Raw genomic sequence first — 17,919 nt, forward strand, 5'->3', positions numbered from 1 at the left:
GTAGCTGCCCAGCCCCGGATGTGCGCGGCCCGGTCGGTGACGTTCCTTTTGGTATTGGCCGGCTTCTGAATAGGGGGTTAGCTGTTTTTGGGGGTGGGGGGGCGGTGTAACCGCGCGGCGCCCTTCGTGTATCGGAACCCCAATGTTTCGGGGCAGCGCCTGCGCGGCGGCAGCCCGAGGCGCGTCGCACGCACGATAATGAGGATCAGATGACGGTGAAGCCCCTCTACCGACGTGTCTTGCTGAAAGCGTCGGGCGAAGCGCTGATGGGTGAACAGCATTTCGGCATCGACGTGTCGGTAGTCGATCGCATCGCCGCCGACATTGCCGAGGCCCGCACCCTGGGCATCGAGGTCGGCGTCGTCATCGGCGGCGGCAACATCTTTCGCGGCGTGGCGGTTGCGTCCAAGGGCGGAGATCGCGTCACCGGCGACCACATGGGCATGCTCGCCACCGTCATCAACTCGCTGGCGCTGCGCACTTCGCTGAACAAGATCGGCGTCGACGCGGTGGTGCTGTCGGCAATCGCCATGCCTGAGCTTTGCGAGAGCTTTTCGCAGCGCCAGGCGACCGCCTACATGAACCAGGGCAAGGTCGTCATCTTCGCCGGCGGCACCGGCAATCCGTTCTTCACCACCGATTCGGCCGCGGCGCTGCGCGCGGCGGAAATCGGCGCCGACGCGCTGTTCAAGGGCACCCAGGTCGATGGCGTCTATTCGGCCGATCCCAAGAAGGACCCGAATGCAACACGTTTCGAGCGCATCAGCCATGGCGAAGTCATAAAACGCGGTCTTTCGATCATGGATACGGCGGCGATTGCACTTGCGCGCGAAAACAACATTCCGATAATCGTCTATTCGATCCACGAGAAGGGTGGTTTCGGTGATATTCTGAGGGGCGGCGGCCGTTGCACGGTCGTCACGGACGACTGATCGGAGCCCGATCCCCAACCGAAGGTTTCCGCGCAAGCGAAAAGCGGGAACGGGTATTCGGATTGAGGCTTGAATACGGGTTACCCTGAAGTGAACCCGGCTAACGGGTCGAGGAGACGATGATGAGTGGCGAATACGATGATCTCAAACGGCGCATGGACGGGGCGATCGCTGCGTTCAAGCACGATCTGGCTTCGCTGCGGACCGGCCGCGCTTCGAGCAACCTGCTCGACGCGATCCAGGTGCAGGCCTACGGCACCACCATGCCGATCAACCAGGTAGCAAACGTGTCGGTGCCGGAGCCGCGCATGATTTCGGTTTCGGTCTGGGACAACTCGATGGTCGGCGCCGTCGATCGCGCCATCCGTGAATCCAATCTCGGCTTCAATCCGATCGTCGACGGCACCAATCTCAGAATTCCGCTGCCCGAACTCAACGAACAGCGCCGCAAGGAACTGGTCAAGATCTCGCATGGTTATGCCGAGAATGCGCGCATTGCTGTGCGCCACGTGCGCCGGGACGGCATGGAGTTTCTCAAAAAGGCGGAAAAGGACGGCGATATCAGCGAGGACGATCATCGCAAGCGGTCCGACCAGGTCCAAAAGCTCACCGACGAGATGATCGGCACCATCGACCATCTGCTTTCCGATAAGGAAGCAGAAATCATGCAGGTTTAAGGGGTAGGTGACCGACCCGAAAGCGAGACTATGACAAGCCCTGCGCATGTCGCGATCATCATGGACGGAAACGGACGCTGGGCCAAGGCGCGCGGCCTGCCACGGCTTGCCGGCCATCGTGCCGGCGTCGAGGCGCTGCGCAACACCGTGCGCGCCGCTCCTGGCCTCGGCATCTCGTTCCTGACCGTCTACGCCTTCTCGTCGGAAAACTGGTCGCGGCCGAAGTCCGAAGTCAGCGACCTGATGGGCCTCTTGAAAATCTTCATCCGCCGCGATCTCGCCGAGCTTCACCAAAACGGCGTGCGGGTCAGGATCATCGGCGACAGGGCAGGGCTGCAACCTGACATCAGGACCCTGCTTGAAGAGGCCGAAGCGCTCACCGCCCGCAATGACGCGCTGACCTTGGTCATCGCCTTCAATTATGGCGGACGCGACGAGATCGTGCGCACGGCGCGCAAGCTTGCCTCGGCAGTGGCGCGCGGCGAGCTCGACAGCGAGGCGATCACGGCCGAATCCTTTGCCGGCTCTCTCGATACCCAGGGTATTCCAGATCCGGAACTGGTCATCCGCACCAGCGGCGAGCTCAGGCTGTCAAATTTCCTTCTGTGGCAAGCGGCTTATAGCGAGCTTGTCTTCCTGCCTTGCTACTGGCCCGATTTCAGCCGCGAGCATTTGGCCGACGCATTGCGCGACTTTGCCAGTCGCGAGCGCCGTTTCGGCGGCCTGGGCGCTCAAGACGTCCCCGTGACGGCCAAGGGATGAGCAACCTCCAGCTTCGCGTTATTTCTGCCGTCGTGCTTGCGGTCGTCACACTCGGCCTGACCTGGCTCGGCGGAGTGCCCTTCCGGTTGCTTTGCGCCGCCATGACGATCCTGATCTTTTACGAATGGACGCGGATGTGCCGCCCGGTCGCCGCCACGGGTCTTGGTTTGCTGCCGGAAGCGCTGCTTCTGATTTTCGTCGGCGCCTTGGTCGCCGGCCTGCCGGCGTACTGGCTGCTGCTTCTTGTGGCAGTGATGGTCGTTGTCACCGTGGTCGTGGGTTCGATGCGCCAGACTTCGATGCATCAAACGGGACAGTGGGACGCGTCCGGCCTTGCCTATGCCGGCATTTCCGGCCTGTCACTTGCTCTTTTGCGTGACGGCGACCATCCCGGCCTCGTCGCCATTCTGTTCCTGTTCGCGGTGGTTTGGGCGACTGACATAGCAGCCTATTTCGTCGGCCGCGCTGTCGGCGGTCCGAAGTTGGCGCCGTCGATCTCGCCAGGCAAGACGCAGAGCGGGGCACTCGGCGGTGCCGTCGGCGGCGTGGTTGCCGGGCTGCTTCTGGCCGCCGCGGCCGGAGCCGGCAATCTCGCAATGCTCGGCGTCGTTGCACTCGTGCTTTCGCTCGTCTCGCAGGCCGGCGACCTTTTCGAATCGTGGGTGAAGCGCCGCCACAACCGCAAGGATTCGGGCACGCTCATACCGGGCCATGGCGGCGTCATGGACCGGGTCGACGGGCTTGTCGCGGCGGCTTTCGCCCTGTACGTCATCGGCTGGATTTCGGCGACCGCCGACCATCCGGCACAGGGGCTGTTTCCAGCTTGATCGGCATTGATTCCTGGCCTGGCTTCTTGACCTGCGCAGGATGCGCCATGGATTCGCCTGGATTGATGCCACAGTCGCGGTACGACCGTGCTGCGGACGAATCTTGAGGACATGAGTTGAACGAGATTCTTCACGCGGTTTTCAGCACGGAAGGCTTTGTCCTCGGCACGCTGGTGCCGTTCCTGTTCGTGCTGACCGTAGTCGTGTTTGTCCACGAGATGGGCCACTACCTCGTCGGCCGCTGGTGCGGCATCGGCGTGAAAGTCTTTTCGATCGGCTTCGGCCCGGAACTCTTCGGTTTCAATGACAGCCATGGCACGCGCTGGAAACTCTGCGCCATTCCACTCGGCGGCTACGTCAAATTCGTCGGCGACATGAACGCCACCTCGAGCCAACCCAGTTCGGAGGAGATCGAAACGCTGACCGATGCCGAGCGCAAGATTGCGTTTCACACGCAGCCGGTCTGGAAGCGCGCGGCGACTGTGGTGGCCGGCCCGCTGTTCAATTTCCTGCTGACGATCGCCGTCTTCGCGGTGCTGTTTACCGCCTATGGCCGCCCTGTGATGGAGCCGATGGTGGCTGAAGTCACCGCCGGCAGTCCGGCGGCACAGGCCGGCATCCTGCCCGGTGACCGATTCGTCAGCGTCGACGGCAGCAAGGTCCAGACATTCGCCGACGTCCAGCGCCGGGTCTCGGGCCGCGGCGGCGACGCCATCACCTTTGTCATGCTGCGCGACGGCAAAGAGATCACCGTCACGGCGACGCCGCGATTGATGGAACAGGAAGACGCACTGGGCAACAAGGTCAAGGTGGCCGTGATCGGCGTCGTCAACAACCAGGAATTCGGCCAACCCCGCCTGATCACCTACAGCCCGGCTGGCGCACTGGCTGCCGCGGTCGAGGAAACCGGCCACATCATCCAGGGTACCGGCCAGTTCCTGCAGCGTTTCGTCGTCGGTCGCGAAGACAAATGCCAGCTGGGCGGCCCAATCAAGATCGCAAAGATGTCGGGGCAGGCGGCAAAACTGGGCTTCGACTGGCTTGTGCAACTTGTTGCGCTGCTGTCGGTCGGGATCGGTATTCTCAACCTTTTGCCGATTCCCCCCCTCGACGGCGGGCATCTCCTGTTCTACGGCGTGGAGGCCGTCATTCGGCGACCAGTGTCGGAACGAATGATGGAGATGGGTTTCAGGGCCGGCCTGCTTCTCGTCTTGGGCTTCATGGGGTTCGTTTTCTGGAACGACCTGTTTGGGTGCTGAAATCATGAAGAAATTTGGCTTCGGCACAGCCAATGTTGAGACGCCGTTTACCATGCATTGGGATATGCGTGACGCGAAAGCCACGCAACAGGGTTAAGTAAATACAAATTAACCAGGAGCCTTGCGTGTAGGGAAAATCCGGTTAATACGGTAGGGGAAATTACCGCACGTCCGGTTTTCTCGCCGTGGGGACTTCGAGAAAAGGTACAAAAGCCCGATGAAGGCAGCATCCAAGTTTCTGAGCGCCGCGTCCGCGGTGGCCCTGTCCGCCGCCCTGGTCGTACCAGGTGCGCTCGCAGTGCAGTTCGTTGCCACATCGGCGGCCGAGGCCGCTGTTGTTTCAAGAATTGAAGTCAGTGGCAATCAGCGTGTCGACGCCGACACGATCCGCAACTACGTCACGATCAAGCCCGGCAAGGCCTTTTCCAGCTCCGATATCGACGAGGCGGTCAAGGCGCTGTTCGGCACCGGGTTGTTCTCGGACGTCCAGATCAACCAGGTCGGTTCGTCGCTGGTCATCAAGGTTTCCGAATATCAGGTCGTGAACCAGGTGCTGTTCCAGGGCAACAAGAAGCTCAAGGACAACGCCCTTGCGGCCGCGGTCCAGTTGAAGCCGCGTGGAACGTTTTCGCAGCAGGCGCTCGATGCCGATATCGAGGCGGTCAAGGCCGCCTACAGGCGTATCGGCCGCGACGACGCCGCCGTGACCACCCAGATCATGGATCTCGGCGACAACCGCGTGAACGTGGTGTTCAACATCAACGAAGGCGGCCGCACGCAGATTGCCGCGATCAATTTCGTCGGCAACAGCGCCTACTCGAGCCGTCGCCTGTCCGACGTCATCTCTACCAAGCGCTCGTCCATCCTTTCGTTCGTGCTGCGCGACGACGTCTATGACGAAGACAAGCTGCGCGCCGACCAGGAGCTGCTGCGCCGTTTCTATTACAATCACGGCTATGCCGACTTCCAGGTTATTTCCGCGGTCGGCGAACTCGACGAAACCACCAACAAGTACACAGTGACCATCACCGTGCAGGAGGGCGATCGCTACACCTTCGGCGACGTCAGCGTCGAGAGCACGATTCCCGAGGTCGACGCTGCATCGCTGCAGTCGGTGGTCGAAACCCACAAGGGCGACGTCTACAACGCTGAGAACGTCGAAGACACCATCATTGCGTTGACCGAGAGGGTCGCCGGTTCCGGCTATCCCTTCGCCCAGGTGACGCCGCGCGGCGATCGCAATTTCGAGAACCACACCATTTCAGTGGTCTATACGATCGACCAGGGCACCAAGGCCTATGTCGAGCGCATCGAGATACGCGGCAACGACCGGACACGCGACTATGTCATTCGCCGCGAATTCGACGTGAGTGAGGGCGATGCCTTCAACCAGGTTCTCATCCAGCGGGCGAAGAAACGGCTGGAAGCGCTCGATTATTTTGAAAAAGTCGAGGTTTCGACCGTGCCCGGCTCTGAGCCAGATCAGGTGGTGCTCGTGGTCGACGTGGTTGAGAAATCGACCGGCGAGTTCTCGGTCGGCGCCGGCTATTCGACCGGCGGCGACACGTCAGGCCCATCCGTCGAAGGATCGATCACCGAGCGCAACTTCCTCGGACGCGGTCAGTTCATCAAGCTATCGGCGGGCGGCGGCAAGAATTCGCGCGACTACAGCTTCTCCTTCACCGAGCCCTATTTCCTCGGGCGGCGTATCGCTGCCGGTTTCGATGTTTTCCATCGGACCAGGGAATACGACGACTACCAGAGCGAGACGACAGGCGCGACAGTGCGGTTCGGCCTGCCGATCACCGACGACATCTCGACGCAGCTGGCGTACAATATCTCGCAGGAGAAGTATGAGCTCGACGATGGCTGCGATCCCAACGCCGGGTGCGAGGTTTCTACGGCTATCCTAAACGGCATTGAGGAAAGCCCGTGGCTCAAGTCGTCGGTCAGCCTCGGCCTGGTCTACAACACCATCGACGACATGAAGAGCCCGCATGAAGGCATCTTCGCCAATGTCACCACGGAATTCGCCGGCCTTGGCGGCGACGCCAAATTCGTCAAGGTGACAGCGCGTGGCACCGTCTACCAGACATTGTCTGAGCAGCTTGATCTGGTTGGTTTGATTTCGGGTGGAGCGGGCCATATCCAGGGCTACGGCAGCGACGACGACCTGCGCATCTTCGACCATTTCCAGAGCAGCGACCGTATGATCCGCGGCTTCGCCTATGGCGGCATCGGTCCTGTCGACGACCAGGGCTTTGACGACCATCTCGGTGGCACCACCTATTTCAACGCCTCGGCGGAAGCCCAGTTTCCGATGCCGGTGATTCCGGAGAGCTTCGGCCTGCGCGGCGCGGTCTTTGCCGATGCGGCGACACTTTATGGCAACGATGTGGCGGGTGTCGATCCATCGACAACCGGGATGGAGTGGCGCGCCTCCGTCGGTCTCGGCATGATGTGGGCGTCACCCTTTGGCCCGATCCGCATCGACTATGCGATCCCGGTCCTCAAGGAGGACACCGACGACGTGCAGGAATTCAACTTCGGCATATCGTCCCGCTTCTAATCGGCGGGCACCGGTACTTCCGGGCCGTAGGGTCCGGATGAGAGTGATCCGACACTACAGCGCCGCGTGTCCTCTTGGATGCGCAAAGGACGCTGTAGAACTTTGATTTTGCGCATGATCCTTTCCGAAGATCGATTCCGATTTTCGGGGTCATGCGCTAGCTGGATATAGCTTCTGGGATGACCGATCCGGTGTTCTTCGCGCCATCACGCCGGTATACGGCTGGCGAAGTCGCGAATCTGACCGGCTCGGTGCTTGTCGACTCTGGCCTCTCCGATAGATCGATCGAAGCGTTGGCGCCGGCAAGCGAAGGCGGCGAGCACGCTCTTGTCTTCGTCGATGGCAGACGCAACTTCGCGCTGATGCAATCGCTGCGGGCGGCGGCGGTTCTCTGTCCCGCCGAATTTGCCGGCAAAGCGCCGGCGGGTATCGCGGTTCTGGTCCATCCGCGCCCGCAACAGGCTTTCGCGATGGTCGGACGCCTGCTTTTCCCGGCGGCTGCGACACCGGCGCCGATGACCGGCGAAACCGGTATTTCGCCGCATGCCCATATCGATCCATCGGCGCATGTCGAGGCCGGGGCGATTGTCGAGGCCGGCGCGATCATCGGCCCTCGCGCTTCTATCGGCAGCGGAACCGTCATTGCTCCTCATGCCGTTATCGGTCCCTCCTGCCAGTTCGGCCGCGATGGCTATGTCGGTCCAGGCGCCAGCATTCAGTACGCCCTGATCGGCAACCGCGTCATCATCCATGGCGGCGCCCGCATCGGCCAAGACGGTTTTGGCTTCGTGGCCGGGGCCAAGGGCCCGGAGCGCGTCCCGCAAATCGGCCGGGTCGTTATCCAGGACGACGTCGAGATCGGCTCGAACACCACGGTCGATCGTGGCGCGATGTCCGACACGGTCATCGGTCAAGGCACCAAGATCGACAATCTGGTGCAGATCGCTCATAACGTCCGCATCGGCCGCAATTGCATAATCGCCGGCCTTTCGGGTATTTCCGGTTCCGTAACGGTGGGCGACAACGTCACCATGGGTGGCGGTGTCGGCCTTGCGGATCACCTGACCATTGGGACAGGGGCCAAGCTTGCTGCAAGAAGCGGGTTCATGAGCAACGTCCCCGCGGGCGAGATTTGGGGAGGGTATCCGGCGCAGCCGATGGCTGAAGCCATGCGGGAGATCGCGGCTCTGCGAAGACTGGCCAGGGCGCGCAAATCGGGCGACGGAGGGAAGAGCTGAGATGGTGGTGGCGACGACGCTCGAGGCGGTCGACATATTGGGGCTGATGAAGCTCCTGCCGCATCGTTATCCGTTCCTGATGATCGACCGCATCATCGACATCGATGGCGACGAGTCCGCTATCGGCATCAAGAACGTGACCATAAACGAGCCGCATTTCCAGGGTCATTTCCCGGATCAGCCGGTCATGCCCGGCGTGCTGATCGTCGAGGCGATGGCGCAGACGGCCGGCGCCATCTGCATCCGCAGCCTTGGCACCGAAAAACCCTCGCTGGTCTATTTCCTGACCATCGACAACGCCAAATTCCGTAAACCGGTCGTTCCCGGCGACCAGTTGAAGATCCATGTGAAGAAAATCAAGAAACGCGGCAACCTTCTCAAATTCGCCTGCGAGGCCCTGGTCGACGGCGTCAGGGCCGCGGAAGCCGAGATCTCGGCGATGATGGTTACGAGCGACTGACGATCGAATGCTTATGAAAATTCAGACAGTCATCCATCCATCTTCGGTCATTGAGGCCGGTGCAAAAATCGGCGAAGGCGTCCGCATCGGGCCATTCTGCCACATCAGCGCCGATGCGGTGATCGGCGACCGCGTCGAACTGGTCAGCCACATCTCGGTGATGGGCGCGACCACCATCGGTGCGTCGACCAAGGTCTATCCGATGGCGACGCTGGGCGCGCCGCCGCAGAACACCAAGCACAAGGGCGGCCGCACCACGCTGGTCATCGGCGAGAACTGCACGATCCGCGAAGGCGTGACCATGCACCTCGGCACCGATTCCAGCCGCGGCGAGACGACGATCGGCGACAACGGCAACTTCCTTGCCTACGCCCACATCGCCCATGACTGCATCGTCGGCAGAAACGCCACCTTCGCCAATCAGGCGACATTGGGCGGCCATTGCGAGATCGGCGACAACGTCTATATCGGTGGCCTCAGCGCTGTTCATCAGTTTGTCCGCGTCGGCGACAACGCCTTTCTCGGCGGTTGCTCGGCAATCGTCGGCGACGTCATTCCCTACGCCATCGCCGTCGGCAATCGCGCCAGCCTCCGCGGCCTCAACATCATCGGCCTGAAGCGCGCCGGCCTGCCGCGCTCCGAGATCCATACGCTGCGCAAGGCCTACAGGACGATCTTCGATCGCTCCCGAACCGTCGGCGAAAACGTCGAGTTCGCCAAGGCGGAATTCGCCTCGTCACCGACCGCCATGAAAATCATCGATTTCATCGCCAGTCGCGGCAAGCGGCACTATGCCGTCCCGTCGCTCAAAGCTGGCGACGGCGACGATGCAGATGACGAAGATTGAGGCCACCCGGACGGGCCTTGATCTCGCGCCAGACGCCAAGGTTGGCATCATCGCCGGCGGCGGCAGTTTGCCGGTCGAAGTTGCCAGGGCGCTTGCTGGGCAGGGCAAATCTCCCTTCGTCGTAATAGTGGCGGGCGAGGTCGACCGCATATCCGACTTCGACGCCTATGAGCAGGCGACGTTGAGGCTGGAGGATGTCGGCTCCCTGCTGCCGACGCTCAAAAACCATCATGTTAGCCATCTGGTGACCGCGGGCCATATCACACGCCGTCCCCGGCTGAGCGCCATGCGCCTCAATCTCGGCCTGCTCGCCTGGGTGCCCAGCCTTCTTGTCGGTGCAACCCAAGGCGACGATACCGTGCTGAAACTGTTCGTGCGAAGGATCGAGCGCAGCGGCATCAAGGTTGTCGGCGCCCATGAGATCGTGCCGGAACTGGTCGCGGCCGAAGGGACGCTGACCAAGGCTGCGCCGCGGAAATCCGACTGGCGCGACATCGAAGCGGCGCATACGGCGGCAAAGGCCATCGGCGCGCTGGATATCGGCCAGGCGGCTGTTGCGATCGGCGGCCGCGCCATCGCGCTGGAAGGCGTCGAGGGCACTGACGGATTGCTCGATCGAACACGGCAGTTGCGCGGCCATGGCAGGCTGGCCGGCAGAACGCGCGGCGTCCTGGTCAAATGCGCCAAGCCCGGCCAGGAGTTGCGTGCCGATCTGCCTTCCATCGGCCCGCAGACGATCGAGGCGGCGCATGCCGCCGGACTTGTTGGCATTGCGGTCGAAGCCGGGCGCTCGCTGGTTCTGGAAGGCCCCACCGTCGTCGCTCGCGCCAATGCGCTCGGTCTGTTCGTGATTGGCCTGCCTGCTGCGGAGCCGGCGCATGGCGACTGAGAAACCGCTGAAGATCGCGATCGTCGCCGGCGAGGAATCCGGCGATCTGCTTGGCGCCGACATCGTAGCGGCGCTGAAGCGCGCGACCGGCCGCGAGGTCCGGCTCGTCGGCATCGGCGGCCGGCATTTGCAGGCGCTCGGCCTCTCCCCCCTCTTCGACAGCGGCGAGATCGCGCTGATGGGCCTGAGCGCCATCCTGCGCGACCTGCCGCGCCTGATGCGGCGGATCCGCCAGACGGCCGATGCGGTCGCCGGTGAAAAACCCGACTGTCTCATCACCATCGACAGCCCGGATTTTTCGCTGCGTGTGGCGAAAAAGGTGCGTGCCGCCGATCCGGCAATCCCGATCGTCCACTATGTCTGCCCGAGCGTCTGGGCATGGCGGCCGGGCAGGGCGGTGGCGATGAAGCCGTATGTCGACCACATCCTCTGCATCCTGCCTTTCGAGGTGAAGGAACTCGCCCGCCTCGGCGGTCCGCCCGGCACCTATGTCGGCCACCGCCTTACCCATGATCCGGGTGTGCTGGGCGCTGCCAAGGCGCAAAGCCTGCCGCGCGACCTGTCCGACGATCGTGTGAAGATCCTGCTTGTGCTGCCCGGCTCGCGTCGCGGCGAGGTGCGACGGCTGGTTGGCCCGTTCGGCAAGACGATCTCGATCCTGCGCGCGCGCGGACACCGCTTGCGCCTGCTGTTGCCGACAGTGCCGCATGTCGCCGATCTGGTCAGAGCTTCGGTGGCAAGCTGGGACGAGAAGCCGGAGATCATCCTTGATCCCGAACGCAAATGGCAGGCGTTCGGCAAGGCCGATGCAGCGCTGATCGCATCGGGAACGGTGTCGCTGGAACTGGCGCTGTCGGGTGTGCCGATGATCTCCTGCTACCGACTCGATCCGGTCATGCGGATAGCCCAGGGCCTGATCACCGTATGGAGCGCTGCCTTGCCCAATCTCATCGCCGATCGCCCGATCGTCCCGGAAAGCTACAACGAATATGTGCGGCCGCACTATCTGGCGCGGCAGTTGGACGCGCTGTTTTCAGACACCCCCTATCGCGCATGGCAGAAGGACGGTTTTGCCGAGGTGGCCAGACGCATGGCTGTCGACAGACCTTCCGGCGATATCGCTGCGGGGGTCGTGATGAGGTGCATCAAAAAAGGCGGTAGTGAGTAGTAGAAAGCAGTTAGGAGCCAATCAGCGCTCCCTTTACTATTCATTATTCCCTACTCGCTACTCACTCATCTCTTTGCAATCGGCACGTAGTCGCGTTCCGGCGCACCTGTATAGAGCTGGCGCGGGCGACCGATCTTCTGGTGCGGATCCTCGATCATTTCTTTCCACTGCGCGATCCAGCCGACGGTGCGGGCGACCGCGAACAGCACGGTGAACATGGTGGTGGGGAAGCCCAGCGCCTTCAGCGTGATGCCGGAATAGAAATCGACGTTGGGATAAAGCTTCTTCTCGATGAAATAGGAGTCGGTCAGCGCGATCTTTTCCAACTCCATGGCGATGTCGAGCAGCGGATCGTCCTTGATGCCGAGTTCGCCCAAGACCTCATGTGCGGTCTTCTGCATGATCTTGGCGCGCGGATCGTAGTTCTTGTAGACGCGGTGGCCAAAACCCATCAATCGGAACGGATCGTTCTTATCCTTGGCGCGGGCGATGAATTCCGGGATGTGGTCGACATGGCCGATCTCGCCCAGCATGTTCAAGGCCGCCTCGTTGGCGCCACCGTGGGCCGGTCCCCACAGGCAGGCGATGCCGGCGGCGATGCAGGCAAATGGATTGGCGCCTGACGAGCCGGCAAGGCGGACGGTCGAGGTCGAGGCGTTCTGCTCGTGATCGGCATGCAGGATGAAGATGCGCTCCATCGCACGCGCCAGCACCGGGTTGATCTTGTACTCCTCGCACGGCACGGCAAAGCACATATGCAGGAAATTGGCCGCGAAATTCAGCTCGTTCTTCGGATAAATGAAGGGCTGACCGATGTGGTATTTATAGGCCATCGCCGCAATCGTCGGCATCTTGGCGATCAGCCGCATCGATGCGACCATGCGCTGATAGGGGTCCGAGATGTCGGTGGAATCGTGATAAAAGGCTGACAGCGCGCCGACCACGCCGCACATCACCGCCATCGGATGCGCGTCGCGGCGAAAGCCGGTGAAGAAGCGCGACATCTGCTCATGCACCATGGTGTGGCGCGTCACCCGGTAATCGAAATCGTCCTTCTGCGCCTTGGTCGGCAATTCGCCGTAGAGCAAGAGATAGCAGACTTCGAGGAAGTCGCCATGCTCGGCCAGCTGGTCGATGGGATAGCCGCGATGCAAGAGGATGCCGGCATCGCCATCGATGAAAGTGATTTCCGACTCGCAGCTTGCCGTCGACGTAAAGCCGGGATCATAGGTGAACGCCCCCGTGGTGCTGTAAAGCGAGCCGATATCGATGACATCAGGTCCGACCGAGCCGCTTCGCACCTTGAGCTCGTGAGTTTTGCCGCCGAATTCAAGTTTAGCAGTCGACGCCTGGGTTTTGCCGCCAAATTCCATCTTTGTCGCAGCTTCGGACATTGCAAACTCCTTTTGGTTTTCTCATGCTGGCAAAGGCGAAATATCTGCAACGCAACACGTCGAAAGCATCGGAGTTCGCGCGTTTGCGCCCGCAATTGGATTTGCGTGCCAAATTGGGCCAAGACCTAATGTTGCACTGCGAAACCCACCTTTCAATGCCAATCTTCTTGGGCCAGTTTTGCTAATCGATTTGATCCGCTATGCGCGCCAGGCTTTCCTCGCGACCAAGCACGGCAAGCACATCGAACACGCCGGGCGAGGTGCTTTTGCCGGTGAGTGCGGCGCGCAAAGGTTGGGCCACAGCACCGAGCTTATGGCCCCCGGCCAGTGCATATTCGCGGATCGCAGCCTCCGCCGCTTCGGCCGTCCAGTCGCCTGAAATCGCCTTCAGCGCCGCGTGCGCGCCCCGCAGGATCTCGCGCGCCTCACCGCCCAGCAATGCAGCCGCCTTCTCGTCAATCGGCAGCGGCCGCTCGGTGAACAGGAAGGCGGCGCCGTCGGCCAGCTCGACCAGCGTCTTGGCGCGCTCCTTCAAGCCTGGCAGCGCAGCGAGCAACTGCTCCTTGCGTGTCTCGTCGAGGCGCGCTGCGATCGCCGGGCCGCCTTCGAGATAGGGCAAGGTGTTGATGAAGATACCGAGCAATTCGGCGTCGTTCATGCGGCGCATGTGCACGCCGTTCAGCGCCTCGAGCTTGGCGAAGTCGAAGCGGGCGGCTCCCTTGTTGACATCGCCGATGTCGAACCATGCAATCATGTCGGCGATCGACATGATCTCGTCGTCGCCGTGGCTCCAGCCGAGCCGCGCCAGGTAGTTGAGCAGGGCCTCGGGCAGATAGCCCATGGCACGATAGGCTTCGACGCCGAGGGCGCCGTGCCGCTTCGACAGCTTGGCGCCGTCGGCGCCATGGATCAGCGGGATATGCGACATCGACGGCACGTCCCAGCCCATGGCTCGATAGATCACCATCTGGCGGGCGGCATTGGTCAGATGATCGTCGCCGCGGATGATGTGGGTGATGCCCATGTCATGGTCGTCGACGACGACCGCATGCATATAGGTCGGATTGCCGTCCGAGCGCAGGATGATGAAATCGTCAAGATCCTTGTTGGGGAAGCGGACTTCGCCCTGCACGAGGTCATGCACCACCGTCTCGCCGTCGGCCGGAGCCTTGATGCGGATCGCGCCCTTGGCGCCGGCCGGCGCCTCCGACGGGTCGCGGTCGCGCCAGCGGCCGTCATAGCGGGGAGGCAGCCCCTTGGCACGCGCGCTTTCGCGCATCGCCTCCAGCTCGGCCGGCGTCGCATAGCAGTAATAGGCCTTGCCGAGCCGCACCAACTCCTCGGCGACGGCGCGGTGGCGCGGCGCGCGCTCGAACTGCGATACCGGGTCGCCGTCCCAGGTGAGGCCAAGCCAGGAGAGCCCGTCGAGGATGGCGGCGGTTGCCGCATCGGTCGAACGGTCACGATCGGTGTCCTCGATGCGCAGCAGCATCGTGCCGCCGGTGTGTTTCGCATACAGCCAGTTGAACAGCGCCGTACGCGCCCCGCCAATATGGAGGAAGCCAGTGGGCGAGGGGGCAAAACGGGTGACGACCTTGTCGGACATGGAACTCTCAGGCAAGCCCAGGAAACGGATGTGATTGCGCGGACTTTCGCGCGTCGCGCGTTCATGTAGCATAGGAGGTCAAGGGCGCAAGGGGCAGACCCGATGGCTGGACCGGGCCGCGGCGTGGACGAGAGCGAGGGCGCGATCACAAGCGTCAGCGAACGGTCGCTGTTTGCGGACGTTCCTTACGCCGAGCCGCTACCCGTTTTGCTGCCTGCGTCGCACCCGGGCATTCAGCCTCTTTCGCCGGACCGCTCCGCGCCAACACCGGCTCCAACACCTGGGCCTGTCATTCGTTTCCGCCGACAGCTCAGCCGTCTTTCACCATCCGGTATCCGCAACAGCGTGGCCTCGGCAGCCGGCCTGGAACTCGACCGCGGCGTCGCCTTCCTGCTGGTGCCGGTTTTTCTGGCATGCGGGGTGATCGTTTACTTTTCGCTTGCCGTCGAACCGGACTTTCCGCAGCCCATTGCCGTCGTGGTCCTCACGGCATTGTGTGCGGCGGTGACGCGCTCATGGCGCAAAACGCATTTGTGCTTCATGGCAGCGTTGCTGTGCGCACTCGGTGTTCTCGCCGCCAAGGTTGAAACCTGGCGCGTGGGAACGCAGATGCTCGGTTCGGAAATCCAGACCCAGCTCACCGGCCGTGTCGTTAGGCTCGACCAGATGGCGAACGGCCGGATCAGGCTGACCATCGACGTGATGTCGACCGCCCGGCCGACACTGCGTTATGCGCCGAAAGGTGTCAGGGTTTCGGCACGCAAAATTCCCGCTGAGATGACCGCAGGCTCGGTCGCAACCGGCTATGTGAGGCTTCTGCCTCCGACTGGCCCGGTTAGGCCGGACAGTTATGACTTCTCCTTCGACAGCTATTTCGCCGGTATCGGTGCCAGTGGCTTTTTCCTCGGCAATCCGAAGATCGTCGTTTCCGAAGATGCACCGTTCGCCGCGCGCCTTTCTTCCTCGATCGAAAAGGCGCGCGAAACCATCGCCGACCATATCAGGGACAGCATCGGTGGCGCCGAGGGGGAGATTGCCGCCGCGCTGATCGTCGCCGTGCGTGCCGGCATTCCCGAAGAGATAAACGAATCGATGCGGCGCACCGGCATCTACCACATCATCTCCATTTCCGGCCTGCACATGGCGCTTGTCGCCGGCGCCATCATGGGATTGCTACGCGGCGCACTTGCGCTGTTTCCCGATTTTTCGTCGCGCCGGCCGGTCAAAAAATATGCGGCTGCCGCCGCACTCGTTTCCATCGCTGCCTATCTCATTTTTTCCGGTATCGTGGTCGCGGCTGAGCGCAGCTTCATCATGCTGGCGGTAATGCTTGTCGCCGTGCTGTTCGACCGGGCGGCACTCACCATGCGCAATCTGACGATTTCAGCCATCGCGGTCATCGTCGTGTCGCCGCACGAGGTGGTCGGCCCAAGCTTCCAGATGTCCTTCGCCGCGACCGCTGCTCTCGTGGGCGCCTATGCCGGCTGGTCCGACTATTGTGCCGACAAGGCCACGGCGCCGCTACAGCGACGGTCACCGGTCGCTTTCGTCACGCGGAAACTCGCCGCTGGGACAGGTACCATCGCAATGACCTCCATCATTGCCGGCAGCGCCACCGCGCTCTTTGCCATCTGGCACTTCCAGCGCGTCTCGCCGCTTAGCCTGTTCGCCAATCTGGCCGTCATGCCGATCGTCACGGTCGTCATGTTCCTGGCCGTCGTCAGCGCCTTGGCAATGCCTTTCGGCTTGGATGGGCCTTTCCTCTACATGATGGGCAAAGGGCTGACAGCCATGATTGCAATATCGGGATGGATCTCCGAGCGGTCGCCGATCGATGCAGTCGGACTGATTTCGTTGCAGTCGGTTCTGCTGGTGACGGTCGCCCTGGTCATCGCCACGATGGCGACGACATGGTTGCGGCTTGCGGCACTTCCCTTTGCGCTCGCCGGCCTGCTGACGATTTCCGAGACACGCACCCCCGACGTGCTGATTTCGGAAGATGCGCATCTGGTGGCGCTGCCGATTGGCGGCGGCGAACTTGCCGTCAACCGGGTGCGTTCGAACGAATTCATCACCGACAACTGGAAACATGCGCTGGTTTCAGCGACCATTGTCGAGCCCGAGACATTCGAAAAAGGAGACGTGCGGTTCGACCTCGCCGATCCGGCCGACCTGCCGCCGGGAGCGCCCTTCTACTGCACTGCCGGCCTGTGCCTCGCCCGGCATCCGTCCGGCGCGATCATCGCGCTCGCCGACAACCGTAAAACCGCGCGGCCAGCCTGTGCCTTTGCGGATCTGATCGTCATCGATGATGCCACAGCCTATTACAATCCCTGCCGCAATCCGCTGGTTCTTGTCGTCACCAAACGGCAGCTCGCTCGCATGGGCAGTGCCGCCGTCTTCTTCGATCCGCTATCGGCGACGACGCGCGCAGAAATCCGTTTTGCCGTCAGACAGCCCTATAGGCCCTGGCACGAGCAGCGAAGATTTTCGCGCGAGGCGAGGGGCCTGCCGCCGTACCGCAAGGCCGAGAAGCCCAAAAAGGCCACCACTCAGTAACGCCGGATTAGTCCGACGAGCTTGCCTTGCACCTTGACCCGGTCCGGCCCGAAGATGCGCGTCTCGTAGGCCGGATTGGCGGCTTCCAGTGCGATCGAGGCGCCCTTGCGGCGGAACCGCTTCAGCGTCGCTTCCTCCTCGTCGACCAAGGCGACGATGATCTCGCCAGGCTGGGCGGTGTCGGCGTTGCGGATTATGACCGTGTCGCCGTCGAAAATGCCGGCCTCGATCATCGAATCACCCTTGACCTCCAGCGCGTAGTGCGTGCCGCCGGTGATCATATCCGGTGGTACCGAGATCGAATGCGTCTGGTGCTGGATCGCGTCGATCGGCACACCGGCAGCGATGCGGCCCATCACCGGGATGGAGACGGTGGCAACGACGTCGTCGTCATTGCCGGCCGCGGGCATGCGCGAAGGCGCCGGCTTGATCTGTCGTCCGAGGCTGCCCTGCCCAAGGCTGCCCTGAATGACGCTCGGCGAGAATTTGCGCGCCGCATTGAGGCCGGGCGCGATCGAATCGGGCAGGCGCAGCACCTCCAGCGCACGGGCGCGGTTGGGCAGGCGGCGAATGAAGCCGCGCTCCTCCAGCGCCGTGATCAGCCGATGGATTCCCGACTTGGAGGCGAGGTCGAGCGCTTCCTTCATCTCGTCGAACGAGGGCGGAATGCCGCTTTCCTTCAGCCGCTCGTGGATGAACATCAGCAGTTCGTGTTGTTTGCGTGTCAGCATC

15 protein-coding genes are annotated in these 17,919 nt (G+C 62.4%); 12 read left to right on the plus strand and 3 right to left on the minus strand.

Going from position 1 to position 17,919, the window contains the following annotated elements; translation table 11 throughout:
* Positions 1-209: 209 nt before the first annotated feature.
* The 11 genes from pyrH to lpxB all read left to right on the plus strand — a co-directional run bounded on the left by pyrH (position 210) and on the right by lpxB (position 11,628).
* Positions 210-932, plus strand: coding sequence for a UMP kinase (gene pyrH / locus NKH36_RS06970; RefSeq protein WP_254020117.1), 723 nt, complete (start codon positions 210-212; stop codon positions 930-932).
* Between the two features lie 122 nt (positions 933-1,054).
* A complete protein-coding gene (gene frr, locus NKH36_RS06975) occupies positions 1,055-1,609 on the plus strand; it encodes a ribosome recycling factor (RefSeq protein ID WP_352958318.1) in 555 nt (184 codons plus the stop codon).
* A gap of 30 nt (positions 1,610-1,639) precedes the next feature.
* A complete protein-coding gene (locus tag NKH36_RS06980) occupies positions 1,640-2,371 on the plus strand; it encodes an isoprenyl transferase (RefSeq protein WP_352960930.1) in 732 nt (243 codons plus the stop codon).
* The gene (locus NKH36_RS06985; RefSeq protein WP_352958315.1) at positions 2,368-3,198 is read left to right on the plus strand and encodes a phosphatidate cytidylyltransferase; all 831 of its coding nucleotides are present in this window, start codon (positions 2,368-2,370) and stop codon (positions 3,196-3,198) included. Before NKH36_RS06980 ends, NKH36_RS06985 begins: the two co-directional genes overlap by 4 nt.
* A 116-nt stretch (positions 3,199-3,314) precedes the next feature.
* Positions 3,315-4,457 carry an RIP metalloprotease RseP gene (gene rseP, locus NKH36_RS06990; protein WP_352958313.1) on the plus strand — a complete coding sequence of 381 codons (1,143 nt, stop codon included), beginning with the start codon at positions 3,315-3,317 and terminating at the stop codon, positions 4,455-4,457.
* 217 nt (positions 4,458-4,674) lie between these two features.
* Positions 4,675-7,026, plus strand: a complete 2,352-nt coding sequence (gene bamA / locus NKH36_RS06995) for an outer membrane protein assembly factor BamA (RefSeq protein ID WP_352960933.1) — start codon at positions 4,675-4,677, stop codon at positions 7,024-7,026.
* A 179-nt stretch (positions 7,027-7,205) separates the two neighbouring features.
* A complete protein-coding gene (gene lpxD / locus NKH36_RS07000; RefSeq protein ID WP_352958310.1) occupies positions 7,206-8,264 on the plus strand; it encodes a UDP-3-O-(3-hydroxymyristoyl)glucosamine N-acyltransferase in 1,059 nt (352 codons plus the stop codon).
* Position 8,265: 1 nt separating this feature from the next.
* On the plus strand, positions 8,266-8,724 hold the full coding sequence (fabZ, locus tag NKH36_RS07005) for a 3-hydroxyacyl-ACP dehydratase FabZ (protein ID WP_352958308.1): 459 nt from the start codon (positions 8,266-8,268) through the stop codon (positions 8,722-8,724).
* 13 nt (positions 8,725-8,737) lie between these two features.
* A complete protein-coding gene (gene lpxA / locus NKH36_RS07010; protein ID WP_352958307.1) occupies positions 8,738-9,571 on the plus strand; it encodes an acyl-ACP--UDP-N-acetylglucosamine O-acyltransferase in 834 nt (277 codons plus the stop codon).
* Positions 9,558-10,460 (plus strand): LpxI family protein, encoded by a 903-nt coding sequence (locus NKH36_RS07015; RefSeq protein ID WP_352958305.1) that lies wholly within the window; start codon positions 9,558-9,560, stop codon positions 10,458-10,460. Before lpxA ends, NKH36_RS07015 begins: the two co-directional genes overlap by 14 nt.
* Positions 10,450-11,628: a lipid-A-disaccharide synthase gene (gene lpxB, locus NKH36_RS07020; protein ID WP_352960936.1), complete on the plus strand. Its 1,179-nt coding sequence runs from the start codon at positions 10,450-10,452 to the stop codon at positions 11,626-11,628. Before NKH36_RS07015 ends, lpxB begins: the two co-directional genes overlap by 11 nt.
* Positions 11,629-11,693: 65 nt before the next feature.
* Here lpxB and gltA read toward each other — a convergent pair whose 3' ends face one another.
* Positions 11,694-13,022, minus strand: a complete 1,329-nt coding sequence (gltA, locus tag NKH36_RS07025) for a citrate synthase (protein WP_095485242.1) — start codon at positions 13,020-13,022, stop codon at positions 11,694-11,696.
* 181 nt (positions 13,023-13,203) lie between these two features.
* Positions 13,204-14,628, minus strand: a complete 1,425-nt coding sequence (gene gltX / locus NKH36_RS07030) for a glutamate--tRNA ligase (protein WP_352958304.1) — start codon at positions 14,626-14,628, stop codon at positions 13,204-13,206.
* 102 nt (positions 14,629-14,730) lie between these two features.
* Here gltX and NKH36_RS07035 point away from each other — a divergent pair, with 102 nt between their 5' ends.
* Positions 14,731-17,187 (plus strand): ComEC/Rec2 family competence protein, encoded by a 2,457-nt coding sequence (locus NKH36_RS07035; RefSeq protein WP_352958302.1) that lies wholly within the window; start codon positions 14,731-14,733, stop codon positions 17,185-17,187.
* Here NKH36_RS07035 and lexA read toward each other — a convergent pair.
* Positions 17,181-17,918 (minus strand): transcriptional repressor LexA, encoded by a 738-nt coding sequence (gene lexA / locus NKH36_RS07040; protein ID WP_258116956.1) that lies wholly within the window; start codon positions 17,916-17,918, stop codon positions 17,181-17,183. The two genes, NKH36_RS07035 and lexA, sit on opposite strands and share 7 nt — an antisense overlap.
* Position 17,919 lies beyond the last annotated feature (1 nt).

Source organism: Mesorhizobium sp. M1312 (assembly GCF_040318115.1).
Lineage (GTDB): Bacteria > Pseudomonadota > Alphaproteobacteria > Rhizobiales > Rhizobiaceae > Mesorhizobium.

Coding starts and splice junctions, on each gene's coding strand:
- pyrH (WP_254020117.1), top strand. CDS start 210: ATGACGGTGAAGCCCCTCTACCGACGTGTCTTGCTGAAAGCGTCGGGC.
- frr (WP_352958318.1), top strand. CDS start 1,055: ATGAGTGGCGAATACGATGATCTCAAACGGCGCATGGACGGGGCGATC.
- NKH36_RS06980 (WP_352960930.1), top strand. CDS start 1,640: ATGACAAGCCCTGCGCATGTCGCGATCATCATGGACGGAAACGGACGC.
- NKH36_RS06985 (WP_352958315.1), top strand. CDS start 2,368: ATGAGCAACCTCCAGCTTCGCGTTATTTCTGCCGTCGTGCTTGCGGTC.
- bamA (WP_352960933.1), top strand. CDS start 4,675: ATGAAGGCAGCATCCAAGTTTCTGAGCGCCGCGTCCGCGGTGGCCCTG.
- lpxD (WP_352958310.1), top strand. CDS start 7,206: ATGACCGATCCGGTGTTCTTCGCGCCATCACGCCGGTATACGGCTGGC.
- fabZ (WP_352958308.1), top strand. CDS start 8,266: ATGGTGGTGGCGACGACGCTCGAGGCGGTCGACATATTGGGGCTGATG.
- lpxA (WP_352958307.1), top strand. CDS start 8,738: ATGAAAATTCAGACAGTCATCCATCCATCTTCGGTCATTGAGGCCGGT.
- NKH36_RS07015 (WP_352958305.1), top strand. CDS start 9,558: ATGACGAAGATTGAGGCCACCCGGACGGGCCTTGATCTCGCGCCAGAC.
- lpxB (WP_352960936.1), top strand. CDS start 10,450: ATGGCGACTGAGAAACCGCTGAAGATCGCGATCGTCGCCGGCGAGGAA.
- gltA (WP_095485242.1), bottom strand. CDS start 13,022: ATGTCCGAAGCTGCGACAAAGATGGAATTTGGCGGCAAAACCCAGGCG.
- gltX (WP_352958304.1), bottom strand. CDS start 14,628: ATGTCCGACAAGGTCGTCACCCGTTTTGCCCCCTCGCCCACTGGCTTC.
- NKH36_RS07035 (WP_352958302.1), top strand. CDS start 14,731: ATGGCTGGACCGGGCCGCGGCGTGGACGAGAGCGAGGGCGCGATCACA.
- lexA (WP_258116956.1), bottom strand. CDS start 17,918: ATGCTGACACGCAAACAACACGAACTGCTGATGTTCATCCACGAGCGG.